The following is a 16,664-nucleotide window of genomic DNA, read 5'->3' on the forward strand; positions in this document are numbered from 1 at the left end:
CATGTTTCGACATTGTTTTGCCTCGCATATGCGTACCCAAGAAGGCCTTTGACTGTGAATTTGCGGTCTTACAGGGAGTGTCCTCTGTGGATATGGTGATCACCGCCTGAGTTACGGGGGGTAACCATCATGCGACGCCTCGGAGCCCCCTGCCCTTCATGGAAGGACACAACCTTGTCTGAAACGCCGCTGTGGTTGCAGGGCCGGACGGCCGTCGTGGAAGCCGCCGACCCGAGCGAGTTCCGGCACGGCACCCCCGATTACCACCTGTCGCACGTCGTGATGCCGGAGCAGCGCAGCACCGACCACGCGCCCGGCTCGCTGGAGGCGATCGTCGAGTCGATCGTGCAGGTCTTCGAGATGGAGGTCTCGCACAAGAAGGACCCGGCGACGTGGGTCTCGATGGTCACCGAGCATTTCCGCACGAACATCAACGGTGGTCCGTGGGCGTCCGCGCAGGACATCGCCGACCAGGGCTCCTACAACGTCCTCATCGGAAACTCGCCGTTCTACGCGGTGGGCAAGGAGTCGTTCGACAGCCAGCACGACATCTTCCACGGCGCGTTTCCGAACGGGTTCTACTGGGAGGTTCTGCAGGTGCTCAGCCCGCCGCCGGTGGTGACGTTCAAATGGCGGCACTGGGGTGCTTTCGACGGGGAGTACCACGGCTATCAGCCGAATGGGAAGACCATCGAGATGTTCGGGATGAGCATCGCCAAGGTGGACGATGACCTGAAGTTGCTGGAGGTCGAGCACTATTACGACCCGAACCAGTTCCTCAGCACTTTGACCGGTGGTTGCCCGATCGCGCACTGATCACTCTTGTGGGCGGCGGCCCCGGCAGAACGTGGCCGATCGCCGCCGCCCTCGGTCGTGATCCCCGGCGAATCTCTCCTCCAAAACCTAGCGGACTCGGTTTTTGGCGGGCATGCTTGCGGGACCTTCGGCACGCCTGGAGTTCCCATGAACGAGACCGTTTGCACCCGGTTGCGGGTTGAGCACGCGCCGGCCGGTGCGACCCCGTTGATCGAGGCCGCCCGGCCCCGGTTGTCCTGGTGGCTGCCGGATGGCGCCGTTGGTCAGCAGGCCTTTCAGTGGTCCGCCGGGGATTGGGAGTCGCCGTGGATCGTCTCGCCGGAGAGTGTGCTCGTGCCGTGGACCGGGCCGGTTCCCTCGGCGGGGGAGCGGATCGCCTGGCGGGTCCGGGTCCGCACCGATCTCGGCGTCAGTGACTGGTCGGCGCCGGCTTCCTGGGAGCGCGCCACCCCGCCTGATGCCTGGGAAGCCGTGTGGATCGAGCCGCACGAACCCGAGATCGCCGAGGCCGGTGAGCGTCCCGCGCAGGTTCTGCGGCGGGCTTTCACCCTTGACGGCCCGATTGTGAAGGCTCGGCTGCGGTTCACCGCGCACGGGATCGTGGAATTCTTCTGCAACGGTGTGCGGGTTGGTGACGACGAGCTGACGCCCGGGTTCACCGCTTATCGCAAGCGCCTGCAAGTCTGTGAATACGACGTGACCAGCCTTCTTGGCGAGGGGCGCAATGTCCTTGAGGCGGTGCTGTCCGACGGGTGGTTTCGGGGGCGGCACGGCTTTACGCGTACTCCTGATGGGTTTGGGACACGGACGGCCTTGCTCGCCGAACTCAGGGTGAGTGACGCCGTGATCGGAACCGGACTCGGGTGGGAGTCGCGGCCGGCCTGGTTCACCGCCGACCTGATGGATGGACAGCGCGAGGACCTGCGTGCGGCGCACGCTCGGCGATCCGGCGGCGGCTGGTCGCCGGTCACGCTTGCCGAGGGCCATGGGTACGCCGACCGAGCCCGCCTGGTAATCCCCAACGCCCCACCCGTCCGGCGGATCCGCGAGATCGTCCCGACGTCGGTGACCGCGTTGCCCGGCGGTGCGCACGTCGTCGACCTCGGCGAGAACGTCAACGGCTGGACCCGCCTGATCAATCTCGGTCCTGACGGCACCACGATCACGCTGACCCACGGCGAGTCCCTGGCAGCCGACGGTTCGGTCACGACTGACCATCTCCGGGCACCGGACTTCGCGACCGGCGGATGGAAGCCGGCCGGGCAGGTCGACCAGGTGATCTCGGCCGGTGTGCCCGGTGACGTGTTCGAGCCACGGCACACCACCCACGGATTTCGATATGTGCAGGTGGACGGGCATCCCGGCCCGCTGGATGTGGATGACGTGCGCGGGATCGTCGTGCATACCGACCTCGCCGAGATCGGCGCGTTCGCCTGCTCCGACGACCGGCTGAACCGGCTGCACGAGATCGCGGTACGCAGCTTCCTCGGCAACGCTTGCGACATCCCGACCGACTGCCCGCAGCGGGAACGGTCCGGTTTCTCCGGCGATTGGCAGATCTTTCAGCCGTCGGCGGCGTTCACGCACGATGTCGCCGCGTTCAGCACGAAGTGGCTGCGTGACCTGGCCGCTGATCAGTGGGACGACGGGACGATCACGAACGTCTCGCCGGATCCGGGTGGCGGCGGTCCGATGCGGGCGACGAACGGATCGGCCGGCTGGGGCGACGCGATCACGCTGGTGCCGTGGCAGTTGTTCCAGGCGTACGGAGATCGCGGGGTGCTCGCCGAGTTCTATCCGGCGATGCGCGCGTGGGTGGACCGGTGTGCGCTGGCGGCGGCGTCGCGGCGCCATCCGTCCCGGGAAGCCGACTCCGCCGAGCCGAAGCCGCACGAGGAGTTCCTGTTCGACACGGGTTTTCACTTCGGGGAGTGGCTGGAGCCCGGAGTCGAGCCGCACCTGGATTTCGGGGCTGACCAGGGGATAGTGGCAACGGCATATCTGCATCTGTCGGCGCGCCGGTTGGCCGAGATGGAAGGCCTCATCGACAAAGACGAGACCTATCGCGTCCTCGCCGACAAGACCCGCGAGGCCTGGCAGATCGAATACCTGCTGCCCGACGGCAGTCTGACCATCCCCACCCAGGCCAACTACGTGCGAGCCCTCGCCTTCGACCTGATCCCACCAGCACAGCGCGAAGCCGTCGCCGGCCACCTCGCCGCCCTGATCGAAAGCGCCGGCAACCACCTCGGCACCGGCTTCCTGACCACCGGCCTGCTGCTACCGACCCTGGCCGACAACGGTCACCCCGACCTGGCGTGGAAACTGCTCCTGTCGACCGGTGTGCCGTCCTGGCTGGAGATGGTCGACCGCGGCGCCACCACCGTCTGGGAACGCTGGGACGGCGCCGGGATGTCGCTCAACCACTACAGCAAGGGCGCGGTCATCTCGTTCCTGCACACGCACGTGGCCGGGCTGCGCCCGCTGGAGCCCGGTTACCGGCGGTTCCTGGTCCAGCCGGTGCCCGGACCGTCGCTGAGCTGGGCGTCCGCGCGGCACGAGTCGCCGTACGGGCTGATCCGCGTCGCGTGGAACCACGCCGAGGTCACGGTCACCGTGCCGCCCGGAACCAGCGCCGAGGTACGCCTGCCCGGTGGCGTCACGGCGCTCGGGCCCGGAACTCATCACGTGCCTGTGCGCTAGCGTTTCGGCCATGTCCAGGCGTACCCAAGGCAGTTATAGCGTGGGGGTCGCCCGGCGTGAGGCGATCCTGGAGGCCGCGACCGGATATTTCGCCAAGGGCGGTTATCACCGGACCGCGATGTCGCGGATCGCCGCCGACGTGGGCCTCACCGAGGGCGGGTTGCTGCACCACTTCCCGTCGAAGAAACACCTGCTTCTGGCCGTCGTCGAGCGCCGGATCCTGACCACCGCCCGGTGGCTGGACGAGACGCCGGCCGACGCGACCGGCCGCGACGTGCTGCGCCGGCTCGCCGGGGTGACCGAGCGCGAGCTCGCCGAACCCGGGCTGATCGAGCTGTTCGTGATCGTGTCGGCCGAGGCCGCGGACACGTCCAGCCCGGCGCACGCGCTGTTCGCCGAACGCTACGACACCGCGATCAACGGGCTCGCCGGGCTGCTGCGACGGGCGGTCGAGAGCGGTGAGTTCCGCGCGGACGTGGACTGCACGGCCGTCGCCCGGGAGTGCATCGCGGTCAGTGACGGGCTTCAACTGCAGTGGGTGCTCAGCGGCGGCGAACTCGATCTGGTCGCCGCGGCGCGGACGCATCTGGACCGGCTCGCCCGGACGATAACGGCGGACGGCGCCGGCCTCTGACGACCCATGAACTCCTGGTGACCTCGGCCGTTTGGGCTGTCATCGACGATAGCGAGGGTTTAGGGTGGTGCGCCGGGGTCAGGCACGGGTGTCCCGTTCCGGTGCGATGCCATCAGACCGAACTTTCCGCTCCACGCGGCGTAATCCGTCGACCGGGCGGCTGGAGAAGATAAATGGCGATTTTTGACGAATTAGCGGGAACTTTGGGCGGGCCGGTCGGGGACAAACCGCCGCTCGTCCTTCTGCACGGGCTCACGTTCGACCGCCGGCAGTGGGCGCCGCTGCTGGCCGAGCTGCCCGGCCGCCGCGTCCTCACGCTCGACCTGCCCGGCCACGGCCAGTCACCGAGCCAGTCCACCTATCGGATGACGGCCGTCGCCGACCTCGTCCAGCGCGCCATCCTCGCCGCCGGGCTCGAGTCGCCGATCATTGTCGGTCACTCCGTCGGAGCCGTGATCGCCACGACCTTCGCCGCCCGGCACCCCGCGCGCGGCGTCGTGAACCTCGACCAGCCACTGCTGCCCGGCGATTTCGGCACTCTGGTCCGGCAGTCCGAGCCCGAGTTGCGCAGCCCCGCCTGGCGGACGATCTGGGACAAACTGCTCGACGGCATGGGCATCGACTCCCTGCCGACCGCCGCCTGGGCGCTCGTCGAACGTACCTCACGCCCCCGCGCTGACCTGCTCCTCGGTTACTGGGAGGAGATCCTGCGCGGCACCGACGCCGAGATCGAGGAGGAGCGCCGCAAGGACCTGACGGCCCTCGCGGACCGCGAGATCGGTTACAGCTGGGTGACCACCTCACCGCCCCAGCTTGGGTACGCGGAATGGCTCCGGAGTTCCCTGCCGAAACTGGAGATCACCGTGCTGGAGGGTGGGCATTTTCCGCATCTCGCGTACCCGAAGCAGGTGGGTCTCATCCTGTCGTGATGGTGGCTCCGGTGAGGGTGATGTACCACGCGGAGTCGGTGAAATCGGGTCCGGTCTCCGGGCCGATGTAGGCGTCGATGTGCTTTGCGCCGCCGAGCCCGGGCGTGAACTCGTCGGAGATCCGCCACGCGGCGTCCTGGAGCGTGGCGCAGACGTCGGCGTCCGGGGCTGAGCCGTCGTCCTGGGCGCCGCATCCGGTGATCGTGAACGCGGTGCCCTGCGGCAGGACGCTCGGGTCGGCGGCGGACGAGACGAACGGGGTCAGTGCTCCGCCGTCGCTGGTCCGTGGGGTGGAGTCGAGCCAGTACCCGATGTCGTAGGACCAGTTCAGGTACTGGCCGGACGTGGTCTGTCCGGTGCCCTCGTCCTCGACGGCCTGGACGAAGTCGGCGGGGTAGGTGCCGAGGTCGTCGGTGCCGTTGACGCAGTCGAGGACGGTGCAGCCGGTCACTGCGGTCGGGTCGCCGTCGTGAAAGCGTTCGACGGCGGTGTAGTAGACGGTGATCTCCCAGTCTTCACTGGTTTCTATGGTCGTTTTCTTCGAGGTGGTGGTGGTGCTGGTCATGCTCGGTGTCTCAGAGGCCTCCACGCTCCGGCCCTCGCCCGCGGTTTCGCCGCAGCCGGCCAGCGCTGCGACGATCACCAGGGTCAGAAGGATGCGCACCTGGTCAGCATCGCAAGCGACTTATCCAGAAATATGCTGATTCAGGGAAGCACGACGCAGCGCCGGCAGCGGGCCTCGTAGGTGTACGTGCCGTCGTCCGGCAGCGCCGTCGACGGCGCCAGCTCCCGGATGAACGGTTTGCCGCTCTCCAGAACCTGCGTGTGCGTGGCGTCCAGCGAACGGCACACGTCACACACCGCCCGTCGATAGATCACCTTTTCCGGGGCGAGTTCGAACAGTGCGCGTACCGGGGCGAACAGCTGACCCCGGTGATCCAGGTCGATCCCGGCGACGACCACCTTGACGCCGGACCGCACCGCGACACCCAGCACCGCGATGTCGTCGACAGTGAACATGTGGATCTCGTCGACACCGATCACCTCGACGTCACCCTCGGCCGCGCCGGCCAGGCTGTTCACCTTGACGGTCTGCAGGCTGCCACCGGAACGCGAGGTGACAGCGGTGTCCCGCCCGTGCCGCGCCGACTGGTAGATGCGGTGCGGGATGCCGGCATGCTGAAGCGGCGACAGCAGGCTGATCATCTCCAGCGACTTGCCGCCCTTCATCGGGCCGACGATCAACGTGAGATCCATGGCGAAGACCGTGCCACAGCCGCTCCAGCCCCGTCGTGGCGGCCCCACCAGCTATGACGCCGGCCCGCCTCGAACCAGTAGGCTCGGGCGGTGTTCTCACCCCGGGGTCCGTCGCTGCGTGAGCTGTGTGTCCAGGCGTTGTCGTCGGTCGAGCGTGGCTACGACCTTCTGGCCCCGAAATTCGACCACACCCCCTTTCGTACGCCTTCGTCGCTGCTCGACGCGACCGCAGCTCACCTGAGCGGCCTGGGCCCGTTCGGCCGAGGGCTGGACGTCTGCTGCGGCACCGGCGCCGGGCTGTCGGTTCTGCGGGGACTGTGTCCGGAAGGGATCACCGGCGTCGACTTCAGCGCCGGCATGCTCGCGCAGGCGGGGGAGGCCTGCCCGGAGGCGACGCTGGTGCGGGCCGACGCCCGGGCGCTGCCGTTCGACGGCGAGTTCGACCTGGCGGTGAGCTTTGGGGCGCTCGGCCATTTCCTGCCGTCCGAGCGGCCGGCGCTCTTCGCGGGGGTGCACCGGGCGCTGCGGCCCGGCGGCCTGTTCGCGCTGCCCCTCGGCTCGCCGCCGCCGATAACTTCGCCCTGGCACTGGGCGACTCTCGGCTTCGACACCGCGATGCGCGTCCGCAACGCGGTGATCCGCCCACCGTTCGTCATGTACTACCGCACCACCCCGGTCGCGGCTGTCAGGCACGACCTGACCGCCGCCGGCTTCACCGTGTCGGTGGCGGAGCTGCCGGATCCTCGTTGCTCCCTGCTGCTCGCCCGGAAGCCTTCCTGAGCGCGGTCACGTACCGGTCGGTCACGAACTCCTGAAACCGGCGGGTGAGTGGCCCGCCGGCCCGTGCGAGCAGCGTCGCCGGCCGGCTGAAGGCCCGGATCCGTACGCGCACGTCGCCGGCTTCGGTCAGCTCGATCAGGAACGCTTCCTCGCCGCGCTCGGGATGGCCGGGAAGTGTCCCGTAGGCGAAGCCGCGGCGGTCGCCGGTCTCGACGGTGTAGACGACGCGGCACGGGATCGTCAGAAACCCGGCGCGCAGTGTCACGACCACGCCGGTGGCGGCTCTCGCGGCGGTGCTGCGGACGCCGAGACCGGTCCCGCGGTGCATCTGCCAGCTGAACAGCGCCTCGGCCGCCCGCTCGAACACCGCGCGGCCGCTGCCGATCACGACATCACGCTCCACGTGGCCGTACCCCGGCGGCATCTGGTCGTCGCGGGTGGCCCCGACCTCCGGATAGGTGAGGCCGGCATCGCTCGCATCATCCCGCCGCATAGAGATCAGCGTAGTAGGGCCGCAGGTCCCTTGCGCGCCTCGCGAACCATGGGGGTGCGGGGAGGGCGGTGGTGGCTGATTCTCATCGAAGTGGGTGGTGGGCCCTACCGGGTGCTGCGACGAGCGTGCCGGGTGGCTGCTGAGCTCCGGTTGCCGGAGATCGGCACTGACGCCCTGCTGATCGGGCTGGTCGAGGGGTATGCGCCGTTGCGTCAGGTGCCAGGGCTGGCGCGGATGCGGCCGGTTGATCCGGAGGGCGGGCCCGGGCGGGTGGGCGGGACCTTCTCGATTCCGGTGCAGGCTGAGCTTGAGGTGGAGCGGACTCTGCGGGAGGTGCACTGGGCGGAGTTCGGGTTCGGGCGTACCGAAGCGCCTCGATGGACCGGGCAGGTGCGTGACGCGCTGCGGTTCGCGGTGGCGATCGCGCTTGCGCGAGAGGCGCCGTGGCTGGGTTCGGATCATCTGCTGGAGGCGATCTTCGAGGATGCGGGGAGTGCGGCTCGGCGGCTTGCCCGGTGGCAGCGGGTCGATCTCGAGCGGATGACGGCTGTCGCGGGGCAGTTGTGGCCGTCGTTCGATGGGGAGCCGCCCCGGCGGTTGCTCGCGGTGATGATGCGTGACCTCGGCGTGCTGGCCGATCCGGGGGAGCGCGGCGCGGGGGAGGCCGCGTCGTCGCCGGGGATGCGGATCCGGTTGCTCGGCGCGGTCCTGCGGTTGGCTGCTCAGGCCAGTCCGGCGCTGTTTCTTCTGGAGGGTGAGGCGGTTGCCGAGACGGTTCGGCTGGGGCATGACCGGACCACGCTGGTTCACCTGGTTCTGGCGGTGCTCTCGCTGGAGGAGCAGATGGCGGCCACCGGGCTTCGGGCGGCCGGTGACCATGGCGGGTTTCTGCTGCGGCCGTTCGTGCTGGATCGCGAGCTGGTGGCGGTGACGGTCGCCGCGATGTCGCAGGAGGGTGAGCTGGTGACGCGGCGGCGAGGGCGGCGCTGGCGCACCAATCCGCGGAACCCGCCGTGGACTGTCGCGGCCGCGAGGGCCGCTGACGCGGCGCGGGGCGCGCGCGATGCCGGCGGGGCCGAGCTTCTGCACGCGGTTCTGACCGACCCGGACGACACCGGCCGCCGGTTGCTGCGTGAGCACGGCGCCGATCCCGCCGAGGTGGAGGACGTCCTGCGGGAACGCGTCAGGCGGCCGCCCTCGCCGGGCAGCCGCCTGAAGTGAGCAGGAGCGGTCAGCGCTTCTTCTTGCCGCCTCGTTCTTCCTTGTAGGTGGCGCCGCCGTCGGACTCTGAGGTCAGCGGGCGTGCGCCGCCCTCCGGCGGGCCGGCCAGGGACTGCTCGCCGGCTGCCAGGTGCGGGAACTTCTCGTCGAAGGCGGGGCGCTCGGAGCGGATCCGGGGCATGTGGTCGAAGTTGCGCAGCGGCGGCGGGGTGGTGGTGGCCCACTCCAGGGAGTTGCCGTGGCCCCACGGGTCGTTCGCGGTGACCACGACGCCCATCTTGTAGGACTTCCACACGTTGTAGATGAACGGCAGCGTGGCGATGCCGAGGATGAAGGAGCCGATCGAGGAGAACGTGTTCAGGAACGTGAAGCCGTCGGTCGGCAGGTAGTCGGCGTACCGGCGGGGCATGCCCTTGGTGCCGAGCCAGTGCTGGACCAGGAACGTGCTGTGGAAGCCGATCATGGTGAGCCAGAAGTGCACCTTGGCGAGGCGTTCGTCCAGGTAGCGGCCGTACATCTTGGGGAACCAGAAGTAGATGCCGGAGAACACGGCGAATACGATCGTGCCGAAGAGCACGTAGTGGAAGTGCGCGATCACGAAGTACGAGTCGGAGACGTGGAAGTCGATCGGCGGGGCCGCCAGCAGCACGCCGGAGAGACCGCCGAACAGGAACGTGACCATGAAGCCGACCGCCCACAGCATGGGCGACTCGAAGCTGATCTGGCCTCGCCACATGGTGCCGATCCAGACGAAGAACTTCATGCCCGTCGGTACGGCGATCATGAAGCTCAGGAAGCTGAAGAACGGCAGCAGCACCTGGCCGGTGGCGAACATGTGGTGCGCCCACACGCTCATCGACAGCGCGCCGATCAGCAGGGTGGCGGCGACCAGGCCCTTGTAGCCGAAGACCGGCTTGCGGCTGAAGACCGGGATGACCTCGGTGATGATGCCGAAGAACGGCAGCGCGATGATGTACACCTCGGGGTGGCCGAAGAACCAGAACAGATGCTGCCAGAGCATCGGCCCGCCGGTCGCCGAGTCGAAGACGTGCGCGCCGAGCACCCGGTCGGCCGCCAGGGCGAACAGCGCGGCCGCCAGGAACGGGAAGACCATCACCGCGAGCAGTGCCGTGACCAGCATGTTCCAGCACATGATCGGCATCCGGAACATCGTCATGCCGGGCGCCCGCAGGGTCAGGATCGTGGTGATCAGGTTGACCGAGCCGAGGATCGTGCCCAGACCCGAGATCGCCAGGCCGACGACCCAGGCGTTACCGCCGATGCCGGGCGAGTGCAGCGAGTCGCTCAGCGGCGAGTACGCGAACCAGCCGAAGTCGGCCGCGCCACCCGGCGTGATGAAGCCGCTCATCGCGGTCAGCGTGCCGAACAGGTACAGCCAGTACGCGAACGCGTTCAGCCGCGGGAACGCCACGTCCGGCGCGCCGATCTGGATCGGTACGACGTAGTTGCCGTACGCGAACACGATCGGCGTCGCGAAGAACAGCAGCATCGCCGTGCCGTGCATGGTGAACAGCTGGTTGAACTGCTCCGGCGAGAGGATCTGCATACCCGGCCGGGCCAGTTCCGCACGCATCAGCAGCGCCATCAGGCCGCCGACCATGTAGAAGATCACCGAAGTGATCATGTACATGATGCCGATCTGCTTCGCGTCCGTGGTGCGAATGATCCGGGCGAGGGCCGAGCCCTTCACCTGACGGCGTACCGCTCGGGGTCGTGTAACGGTCGGCCGTGGGGCGACGGTGGTCATGCAAGCTCCTCAGCTTGGCACACGAAGATCTCTAGCTCACCCCCTGTTATAGGCTTCTCTCGCCGCATTTCGGGCTGGATCGCCGCATCCAGACCATTTCCCAGTCCCCGGTGGTAGTGCTAGTAGCCATGCTGGAGGAGAAGGATCGCCGCGCACTCGCGGAGATCGAGCAGCGGCTGATCACCGGCGACCCGGCTTTTGCCCGCCGGATGCGCGCCCGGCGGGCCCCGCGCGGCCGCCCGTTCCCGATCGTGCCGCTGCTGCTGGTGACCGTGTTCCTGGCGCTGCCGTTCGTCGGGCTGTTTCTCGGACCGACCGCGGCGCTGATCGTGGCCGACCTGGCCGCGGTGACGGTCGTCGTGGTGCTGGTGTTACGCCACCGCAGAGGAGAGAACCGCAGCTGAGGACAGCCAGTCGGCAACGGTCCGGACCTCGGCCTGGGCCGGGAAAACCCGTTCGGTCAGCACCGCGTGCACCTCGGGGTCGTTGTCGAGGCAGCCGTCGGCCAGCACGGTGAGCTGGTAATCCAGGTCGGCGGCCTGCCGCAGCGTGGACAGGACCACGCCGCTGGTGGCGATGCCGGTCAGCACCAGGTGCTCGATGCGCTGGGCGCGCAGCAGCATGTCCAGGTCGCTTCCGGCGAACGCGGACACCCGCCGCTTGGTGACGACGATGTCGCCGGGCTCCGGGGCGACCTCGGGGTGCACGTCGTTCGCGGCCGCCGGGATGTCACGGCCGCGAAGCCCGCCGAACATCCGGTTGCGCGGGTCCACCTCGGGCGCTCCCGGCCGGAAACCCACCACCGGGTAGATCACCGGCAGGCCGGCCGCGCGGGCCCCGGCGATCACGGTACGCAGCCGGGGCAGGTAATCCGGGTCCGGGTAACGGGCCACCACGGCCAGCTGGACGTCCATCACGAGCAGAGCGGAGTTGGTCATTCGGATCCCATCTTGATCACTGGAGCCCAGTTCGCCAGGAACTGGAGCGCGGCTGCCGAGGGTGAACCCGGCTCGGTGGTTCCCGCGGAAAGGCAGAGGCCCGGGTGGGTGGGCAGGGTCATCGACTCGAAGTCGACGGTCAGCGGCCCGGCCACCGGATGATGGAAGTGCTTCACACCGGTGCGTCTGTGCCGTACGTCGTACGCGCTCCAAAGATCGTGGAAAGCGGGACTGGCCGCAGCGAGCTCGGCCACCAGGGAGGCCAGCCGCTCGTCGGTGGGCCGGCGGCCGGAGGCGGTGCGCAGCACGGCAACGGCATCGTGCGTGAGCAGCTCCCACTCGGGGAAGAACGCCGGCGCGAACGGGTCGAGGAAGAGGAACCGCGCCTGGTTGACGGGCTGAGCCGGGCTGTCGAAGAGCGGTGCGAACAGGGCTCGGCCCAGCGGGTTGGCGGCCACGATGTCGAGGCGGCGGTTCCAGACGTACGCCGGTGTGCTGGTCATCGTGTCGAGCAGGCGCCGCAGACCGGGCCGCACCGTGCTTGCCGGATCCGGTGCCGCGGGGGTCTGTACCAGGTCGAACAGGTGCTCGCGCTCGGCGTCGTTGAGCTGCAGCGCCCGGCAGACGGCCTCGAGGACCTCGGTGGAGTAACCGCGCGCGTTGCCGCGTTCCAGGCGCGTGTAGTACTCGACGCTGATCCCGGCCAGCTGCGCGACCTCCTCGCGGCGCAGGCCGGCGACCCGGCGGTCACCGTGCCGGGGCAGGCCGGCCTGCTCGGGGGAGATCCGCGCGCGGCGGGACAGCAGGAAATCCCGGATCTCGTCTCGGACAGTCACGGGCCCGACGATAGGCCGCGGTGGTCATTCCTGGGAGGAACTGTCACTGCCCGTCAGGTTCGGTACGCGGACACGGTGGCTTGAAGGTCAGCAGCGGTGCGCGCCAACTCGGCAGCGGTCTTGCGGGTGTCCGACGCGCCGGAGGTGACCTGCTGAGCGGCCTGAGCGACCCCCGCGATGTTGTCGGCGATCGCGTGCGAGCCCTCGGCGGCCTGACCCACACTGCGGGCGATCTCGGCAGTCGTGGCGGTCTGCTCCTCCACCGCGGCGGCGATCGTCGTGGCGTAGTCGTTGATCGTGGCGATGACCTGGGCGATCTGCCCGATGGCGTGGACCGCGCCGTCCGACTCGGCCTGGATCGCCGCGACCTGGGCGGTGATCTCGCTGGTGGCGCGGGCGGTCTCCTGAGCCAGGTCCTTGACCTCGGCGGCGACCACGGCGAAGCCCTTGCCCATCTCGCCGGCCCGGGCGGCTTCGATGGTGGCGTTCAGGGCGAGCAGGTTCGTCTGCTCGGCGATCGAGGTGATCAGCGCGACGACCGTGTTGATCTGGGTCGACGCCTCGCCGAGCCGGGCCACGCTGGAATTGGTGGTCTCGGCGGTGCGGGCCGCTTCGGCGGCGACGCCGGCCGCCTCGTTCGCACTGTTCGCGATCTCCCGGATCGACACGCCCATCTCCTCGGCGCCGGCCGACACCGCCTGTACGCCGTCGGACACCCGCCCGGCCGACGCGGAGACCGTGCTGACCTGCGCGGACGTCTCCTCGGCAGAGACCGACAGCTCGGACGAGACGGTGGAGAGCTTTTCGGAGGCGGAGGCGAGAACGTCGGCGCTGTCGCGTACCCGGCCGACCATCTGGTCCATCGCCTCGGCGGTGTGGTTCAGGGCGTCGGCCATCTGGCCCACCTCGTCGTTGCCGGTGACGTCGGCGCGGGCGGTCAGGTCGCCGTCGCGGATCCGGTGCAGCACGGTCACGCAGCGCGACAGCGGGCGTACGATCATCCGGCTCGTCGCCACGGCCAGAGCCACGCCGACCAGCGCGCTGAGGCTCAGCATGATCGCGACCCGCCACTTGGTGGACTGGTAGAGGCTCTCCGCGCTGTTCTCCTGGTCGGCGGTGCCGGCCACGGTCAGGTCGGCCAGGGTGGTGAGCTGGGTGCGTACCTCGGTCATCAGCGGGGTGATCTGCTCGGTGCGTACCGCGTTGACCTGGGCCCGGGTGCCGGTCGCGGCCAGCGGCAGCAGGGTGTTCTCCAGAACGTCGCGATAGCCCGACCAGGCGGTACGGAACGCCGTGAGAGCACCGGCGGCTGCGGCGTCGATCGGGTACCCGTCGTAGGTGTCCGCGAACTCGTCGACATCGTCCTCGGCGGCGGCCAGGGCCTCGGTCGCGGTGGTGCGGGCGGCGGCGTCGGTGGCGAGCAGGTCGTCGGTGACCGCCAGCCAGCTGCGGTTCACCGCGCTGCGCAGGTTGCCGATCGTCTCCAGTTCCAGGCTGTGCTGATAACCGGCCTTCACCTGATCGTTGGTCTCGCCGAGGCTGTCCATCGCGAACAGGCCATCGGCGACGCCGAGCAGCGCGACGACCAGCACCGCGAACATGATCTTCGTGCCGACGCGCCGATCGGTCAGCCAGCGAGAACTCCGTCCGGTCACGGTCTCACGTTCGCACTGTGGGGCGAGCTTGTTCAGGTCAACGGGCGAAATCGGCCCCGGGAGCCCGGGGTGCCGGGGCTTTGGGCGTACGAAATCGGTCTTGATCTTTTGAAAGGGGTGACCGGTCATGCCGGGTGTCAGGCCGCGTTGGCGCTGATCCAGCCGTATAGGACAGCGGCCAGGACGAGCAGGAGCAGGAAGGCGAAGCGCATCAGCGCGAAGAACGCACCGTTCGCCTTCTTCCGCGCGCCGGCCAGGTCGGTGCCCTTTGCTTTCTTGTATCCGGCGCGGGCGCCCTTGTTGCCGTCGATCAGGCGAGCCAGGCGCATTCCGATGAAGAGCGCGATGGCTGCACCGAGGATGAATCCGCCCATCCCAACCTCCCCGGGGACTCGATCATCAGCGTTGCGCCTAGTCATCACGGGTGTCAATGCACCGTTGGGGTTCGTGTCGCCAAGCAGACATACGATGCGGCCGTGTCTGTGCTGAAGTCCTTGATCTGCGGGCTGACCCTTGCGGCCCTGCTTGCCAGCGCCGGTTCCTGGCTGGGGTGGCGGTTCGCCGGCGACCTGCCGACCGATGTGGAGATGCGTTCCGTCGTGGCGCCGCTCGGCGTGGAGGGTGAACTCTGGCGTGACGACGCCATCGCGACCTGGGCTGACGAGCGCGCCACGCCGATGCCCTGGATCTTCGGCACCGAGGACGCGTTCGGCCCGGGTTTCGTCATATTCGAAACCACGGAGGCCGTCACGGATCTGGGACCGCTCTTCACCCACGTGCGGGAGGACGGCTGGCGGGTCGGGGGTGATCACACAGCGGTAAAGGAGGACTTGCGGCTGAGCGCGGTCGTCGAGGGCGACGGCCTCGTCCGCGTCCGGATCGAGCGGGCCGCCCCGATGGCGGCGATCGTCCTGTCGATCCTTGGCTGGCTGGCCGGCGCCGTGATCGGTGGCCTGTTGGGCCGCCGGAGACTGAGCCTGAAGCCGACCGTGTTCGCCGCCGCGGGGGTGCTGTTCCTGCTCCCCAACACGATCGTCGCCACGGCCGGCCTCATCGCTGACCAGATCGCCCTCAACAGCACGGTCGGTTTCCCGATCATCTGGAACGGACTCCTGAACTTCGGGCTGTGCGGCTGTTATCTGATCGGGATCTGCCTGATGGTCGGCGTCTTCTTCATCGACTGGCGACTGCCGGGTCCCGCTGCGCCGGCGCCCCTGCCTCCTTCTGGCCCGGAATCCCCTTCCGCTTAGCGCCGGGGTTCAGACGAACTTGGGTGCTACGTCGCCGATCGCCTGGTCGAGGATTTCCAGGCCGAGATCCAGCTCCGCGGTCGTCGACGTCAGCGCCGGCGCGATCCGGAACACCCCGCCCATCCCGGGCAGCTGCACCACGTTCATGTGCAGGCCCAGCTCCAGGCAGCGCTGCGTGACTGCCGCGCCCATCTCGTCCGCCGGTCGCTTGCTCTGGCGATCGAGCACCAGCTCCAGCCCCACGAGCAGACCCCGGCCGCGCACGTCCCCGACCACGGTGTGCCGGTCCGCGATCTCAGTCAAACCCTTCCTTGTGTACGCGCCCAGCACTGCTGCCTGCTTGTCGAGGTGGTCGGCCTCCAGCACGTCGAGGACGGTGTTACCGACCGCCGCCACGAGAGGGTCGGAGACGTGGGTGGTGAAGAAGAGGTAACCCCGCTCGTGCGCGGTCTGCTCGATCTCCGGGCTCGTCACCACCGCGGCCAGCGGGAGGCCGGCGCCGAGCGTCTTGGAGAGCGTCAGGATGTCCGGCACCACGTCGTCGCGCTGGAAGGCGTACCAGTCGCCGGTGCGGCACAGGCCGGTCTGCGCCTCGTCGAGGATCAGCAGGCCGCCGCGTTCGTGCACCTTGTCGCGCAGCGCCGCGAGGTAGCCCGGCGGCAGGTCGATCACCCCGCCGGAGCTGAGGATCGGTTCGACGATGCAGGCGGCGAGGCTGCCCACCGACTGGGCGTCGAACAGCTCGAACGAGAACTCCAGCTGCCGCCGCCAGTCGAGCTCACCGTCGGGCGTGGTGAAGTCCGGCCGATAGGCGTTGGGAGTGGGGATGGCGAAGTTCCCGGGGGCCGCAGGACCGTACCCTTTGCGCCCCGAGCTGTAGGTGGCACTTGCCGCCGCCTGCGTCATGCCGTGCCAGGATCGGCCGAACGAGATGACCTCGTGGCGTCCGGTGACGAGTTTCGCCATCCGGATCGCCGCTTCGTTCGACTCGGCGCCGGTGGTGAGCAGCAGGACCTTGCTGAGCGGCTCGGGCAGCGACTCGGCGAGCCGCCGGGCCAGCTCGACCACCGGGCGGCTGAGCATGCCGCTGAACAGGTGATCGAGGGTGGCGGCCTGCCGCTGGATCGTGGCGACGACCGCCGGATGCGAGTGCCCGAGGATGGCGCTCATCTGCCCCGACGTGAAGTCGAGCAGACGGCGGCCGCCGGCGGTGTAGACGAAGCTGCCCTCGGCACGCTCGATGATCTCTGGGACGAATCGTCCCGCCCCGATGTAGCGGACCAGGTGACGCTCGGCGTCGGACCAGAAGTTGTCAGCCATGCCGTCGACGCTAAGTTTTGTATGAGCGTTACGTCCATCTCACATTTCTCAAGGCTCTGTTAAG

Annotated in this window: 17 protein-coding genes; 8 read left to right on the forward strand and 9 right to left on the reverse strand. The window is 68.8% G+C overall.

Annotated features, from left to right (window positions below):
* The first annotated feature begins 174 nt into the window (after nucleotides 1-174).
* The 4 genes from B0I29_RS43480 (at nucleotide 175) to B0I29_RS43495 (ending at nucleotide 5,082) form a co-directional block, all read left to right on the forward strand.
* Nucleotides 175-816: an ester cyclase gene (locus B0I29_RS43480; RefSeq protein WP_111655047.1), complete on the forward strand. Its 642-nt coding sequence runs from the start codon at nucleotides 175-177 to the stop codon at nucleotides 814-816.
* A 147-nt stretch (nucleotides 817-963) separates the two neighbouring features.
* Nucleotides 964-3,519, forward strand: a complete 2,556-nt coding sequence (locus tag B0I29_RS43485) for a family 78 glycoside hydrolase catalytic domain (RefSeq protein ID WP_111655048.1) — start codon at nucleotides 964-966, stop codon at nucleotides 3,517-3,519.
* 10 nt (nucleotides 3,520-3,529) lie between these two features.
* Nucleotides 3,530-4,153: a TetR/AcrR family transcriptional regulator gene (locus B0I29_RS43490; RefSeq protein WP_111655049.1), complete on the forward strand. Its 624-nt coding sequence runs from the start codon at nucleotides 3,530-3,532 to the stop codon at nucleotides 4,151-4,153.
* Between the two features lie 173 nt (nucleotides 4,154-4,326).
* Nucleotides 4,327-5,082 (forward strand): alpha/beta fold hydrolase, encoded by a 756-nt coding sequence (locus B0I29_RS43495; protein ID WP_111655050.1) that lies wholly within the window; start codon nucleotides 4,327-4,329, stop codon nucleotides 5,080-5,082.
* Here B0I29_RS43495 and B0I29_RS43500 read toward each other — a convergent pair.
* Both B0I29_RS43500 and B0I29_RS43505 read right to left on the reverse strand, forming a co-directional pair.
* Complete coding sequence (locus B0I29_RS43500) at nucleotides 5,069-5,746, reverse strand: RlpA-like double-psi beta-barrel domain-containing protein (protein ID WP_111655051.1); 678 nt, start codon at nucleotides 5,744-5,746, stop codon at nucleotides 5,069-5,071. The genes B0I29_RS43495 and B0I29_RS43500 overlap by 14 nt on opposite strands.
* Before the next feature lie 41 nt (nucleotides 5,747-5,787).
* A complete protein-coding gene (locus tag B0I29_RS43505; protein ID WP_181558283.1) occupies nucleotides 5,788-6,339 on the reverse strand; it encodes a thymidine kinase in 552 nt (183 codons plus the stop codon).
* A 90-nt stretch (nucleotides 6,340-6,429) separates the two neighbouring features.
* On the opposite strand from B0I29_RS43505, the gene B0I29_RS43510 reads away from it, so the two are divergent.
* A complete protein-coding gene (locus B0I29_RS43510) occupies nucleotides 6,430-7,119 on the forward strand; it encodes a class I SAM-dependent DNA methyltransferase (RefSeq protein ID WP_111655053.1) in 690 nt (229 codons plus the stop codon).
* Here B0I29_RS43510 and B0I29_RS43515 read toward each other — a convergent pair.
* Entirely contained in the window at nucleotides 7,052-7,612 is a 561-nt protein-coding gene (locus B0I29_RS43515; protein WP_111655054.1) for a DUF1990 domain-containing protein, read from the reverse strand. The two genes, B0I29_RS43510 and B0I29_RS43515, sit on opposite strands and share 68 nt — an antisense overlap.
* A 132-nt stretch (nucleotides 7,613-7,744) precedes the next feature.
* On the opposite strand from B0I29_RS43515, the gene B0I29_RS43520 reads away from it, so the two are divergent.
* Nucleotides 7,745-8,833, forward strand: coding sequence for a Clp protease N-terminal domain-containing protein (locus B0I29_RS43520; protein ID WP_181558285.1), 1,089 nt, complete (start codon nucleotides 7,745-7,747; stop codon nucleotides 8,831-8,833).
* A 10-nt stretch (nucleotides 8,834-8,843) separates the two neighbouring features.
* On the opposite strand, the gene ctaD is transcribed toward B0I29_RS43520, so the two are convergent.
* Nucleotides 8,844-10,601: an aa3-type cytochrome oxidase subunit I gene (ctaD, locus tag B0I29_RS43525; protein WP_111655056.1), complete on the reverse strand. Its 1,758-nt coding sequence runs from the start codon at nucleotides 10,599-10,601 to the stop codon at nucleotides 8,844-8,846.
* Between the two features lie 110 nt (nucleotides 10,602-10,711).
* Here ctaD and B0I29_RS43530 point away from each other — a divergent pair, with 110 nt between their 5' ends.
* Nucleotides 10,712-11,005 carry a DUF3040 domain-containing protein gene (locus B0I29_RS43530; protein WP_146617097.1) on the forward strand — a complete coding sequence of 98 codons (294 nt, stop codon included), beginning with the start codon at nucleotides 10,712-10,714 and terminating at the stop codon, nucleotides 11,003-11,005.
* On the opposite strand, the gene B0I29_RS43535 is transcribed toward B0I29_RS43530, so the two are convergent.
* The 4 genes from B0I29_RS43535 to B0I29_RS43550 all read right to left on the reverse strand — a co-directional run bounded on the left by B0I29_RS43535 (nucleotide 10,973) and on the right by B0I29_RS43550 (nucleotide 14,404).
* The gene (locus tag B0I29_RS43535) at nucleotides 10,973-11,539 is read right to left on the reverse strand and encodes a cysteine hydrolase family protein (protein WP_111655058.1); all 567 of its coding nucleotides are present in this window, start codon (nucleotides 11,537-11,539) and stop codon (nucleotides 10,973-10,975) included. The genes B0I29_RS43530 and B0I29_RS43535 overlap by 33 nt on opposite strands.
* Nucleotides 11,536-12,375: a helix-turn-helix domain-containing protein gene (locus B0I29_RS43540; protein WP_111655059.1), complete on the reverse strand. Its 840-nt coding sequence runs from the start codon at nucleotides 12,373-12,375 to the stop codon at nucleotides 11,536-11,538. The genes B0I29_RS43535 and B0I29_RS43540 overlap by 4 nt, the downstream gene beginning before the upstream one ends.
* Before the next feature lie 53 nt (nucleotides 12,376-12,428).
* Nucleotides 12,429-14,030 (reverse strand): methyl-accepting chemotaxis protein, encoded by a 1,602-nt coding sequence (locus tag B0I29_RS43545; protein WP_245973198.1) that lies wholly within the window; start codon nucleotides 14,028-14,030, stop codon nucleotides 12,429-12,431.
* A 137-nt stretch (nucleotides 14,031-14,167) separates the two neighbouring features.
* Nucleotides 14,168-14,404: a hypothetical protein gene (locus B0I29_RS43550; protein WP_111655061.1), complete on the reverse strand. Its 237-nt coding sequence runs from the start codon at nucleotides 14,402-14,404 to the stop codon at nucleotides 14,168-14,170.
* Nucleotides 14,405-14,506: 102 nt separating this feature from the next.
* Here B0I29_RS43550 and B0I29_RS43555 point away from each other — a divergent pair, with 102 nt between their 5' ends.
* On the forward strand, nucleotides 14,507-15,280 hold the full coding sequence (locus tag B0I29_RS43555) for a hypothetical protein (RefSeq protein WP_146617098.1): 774 nt from the start codon (nucleotides 14,507-14,509) through the stop codon (nucleotides 15,278-15,280).
* Between the two features lie 9 nt (nucleotides 15,281-15,289).
* Here B0I29_RS43555 and B0I29_RS43560 read toward each other — a convergent pair whose 3' ends face one another.
* A complete protein-coding gene (locus B0I29_RS43560) occupies nucleotides 15,290-16,600 on the reverse strand; it encodes an aspartate aminotransferase family protein (protein WP_111655063.1) in 1,311 nt (436 codons plus the stop codon).
* Nucleotides 16,601-16,664: the final 64 nt, after the last annotated feature.

Origin of the sequence: Actinoplanes lutulentus (assembly GCF_003259845.1) — a bacterium.
GTDB lineage: Bacteria > Actinomycetota > Actinomycetes > Mycobacteriales > Micromonosporaceae > Actinoplanes > Actinoplanes lutulentus.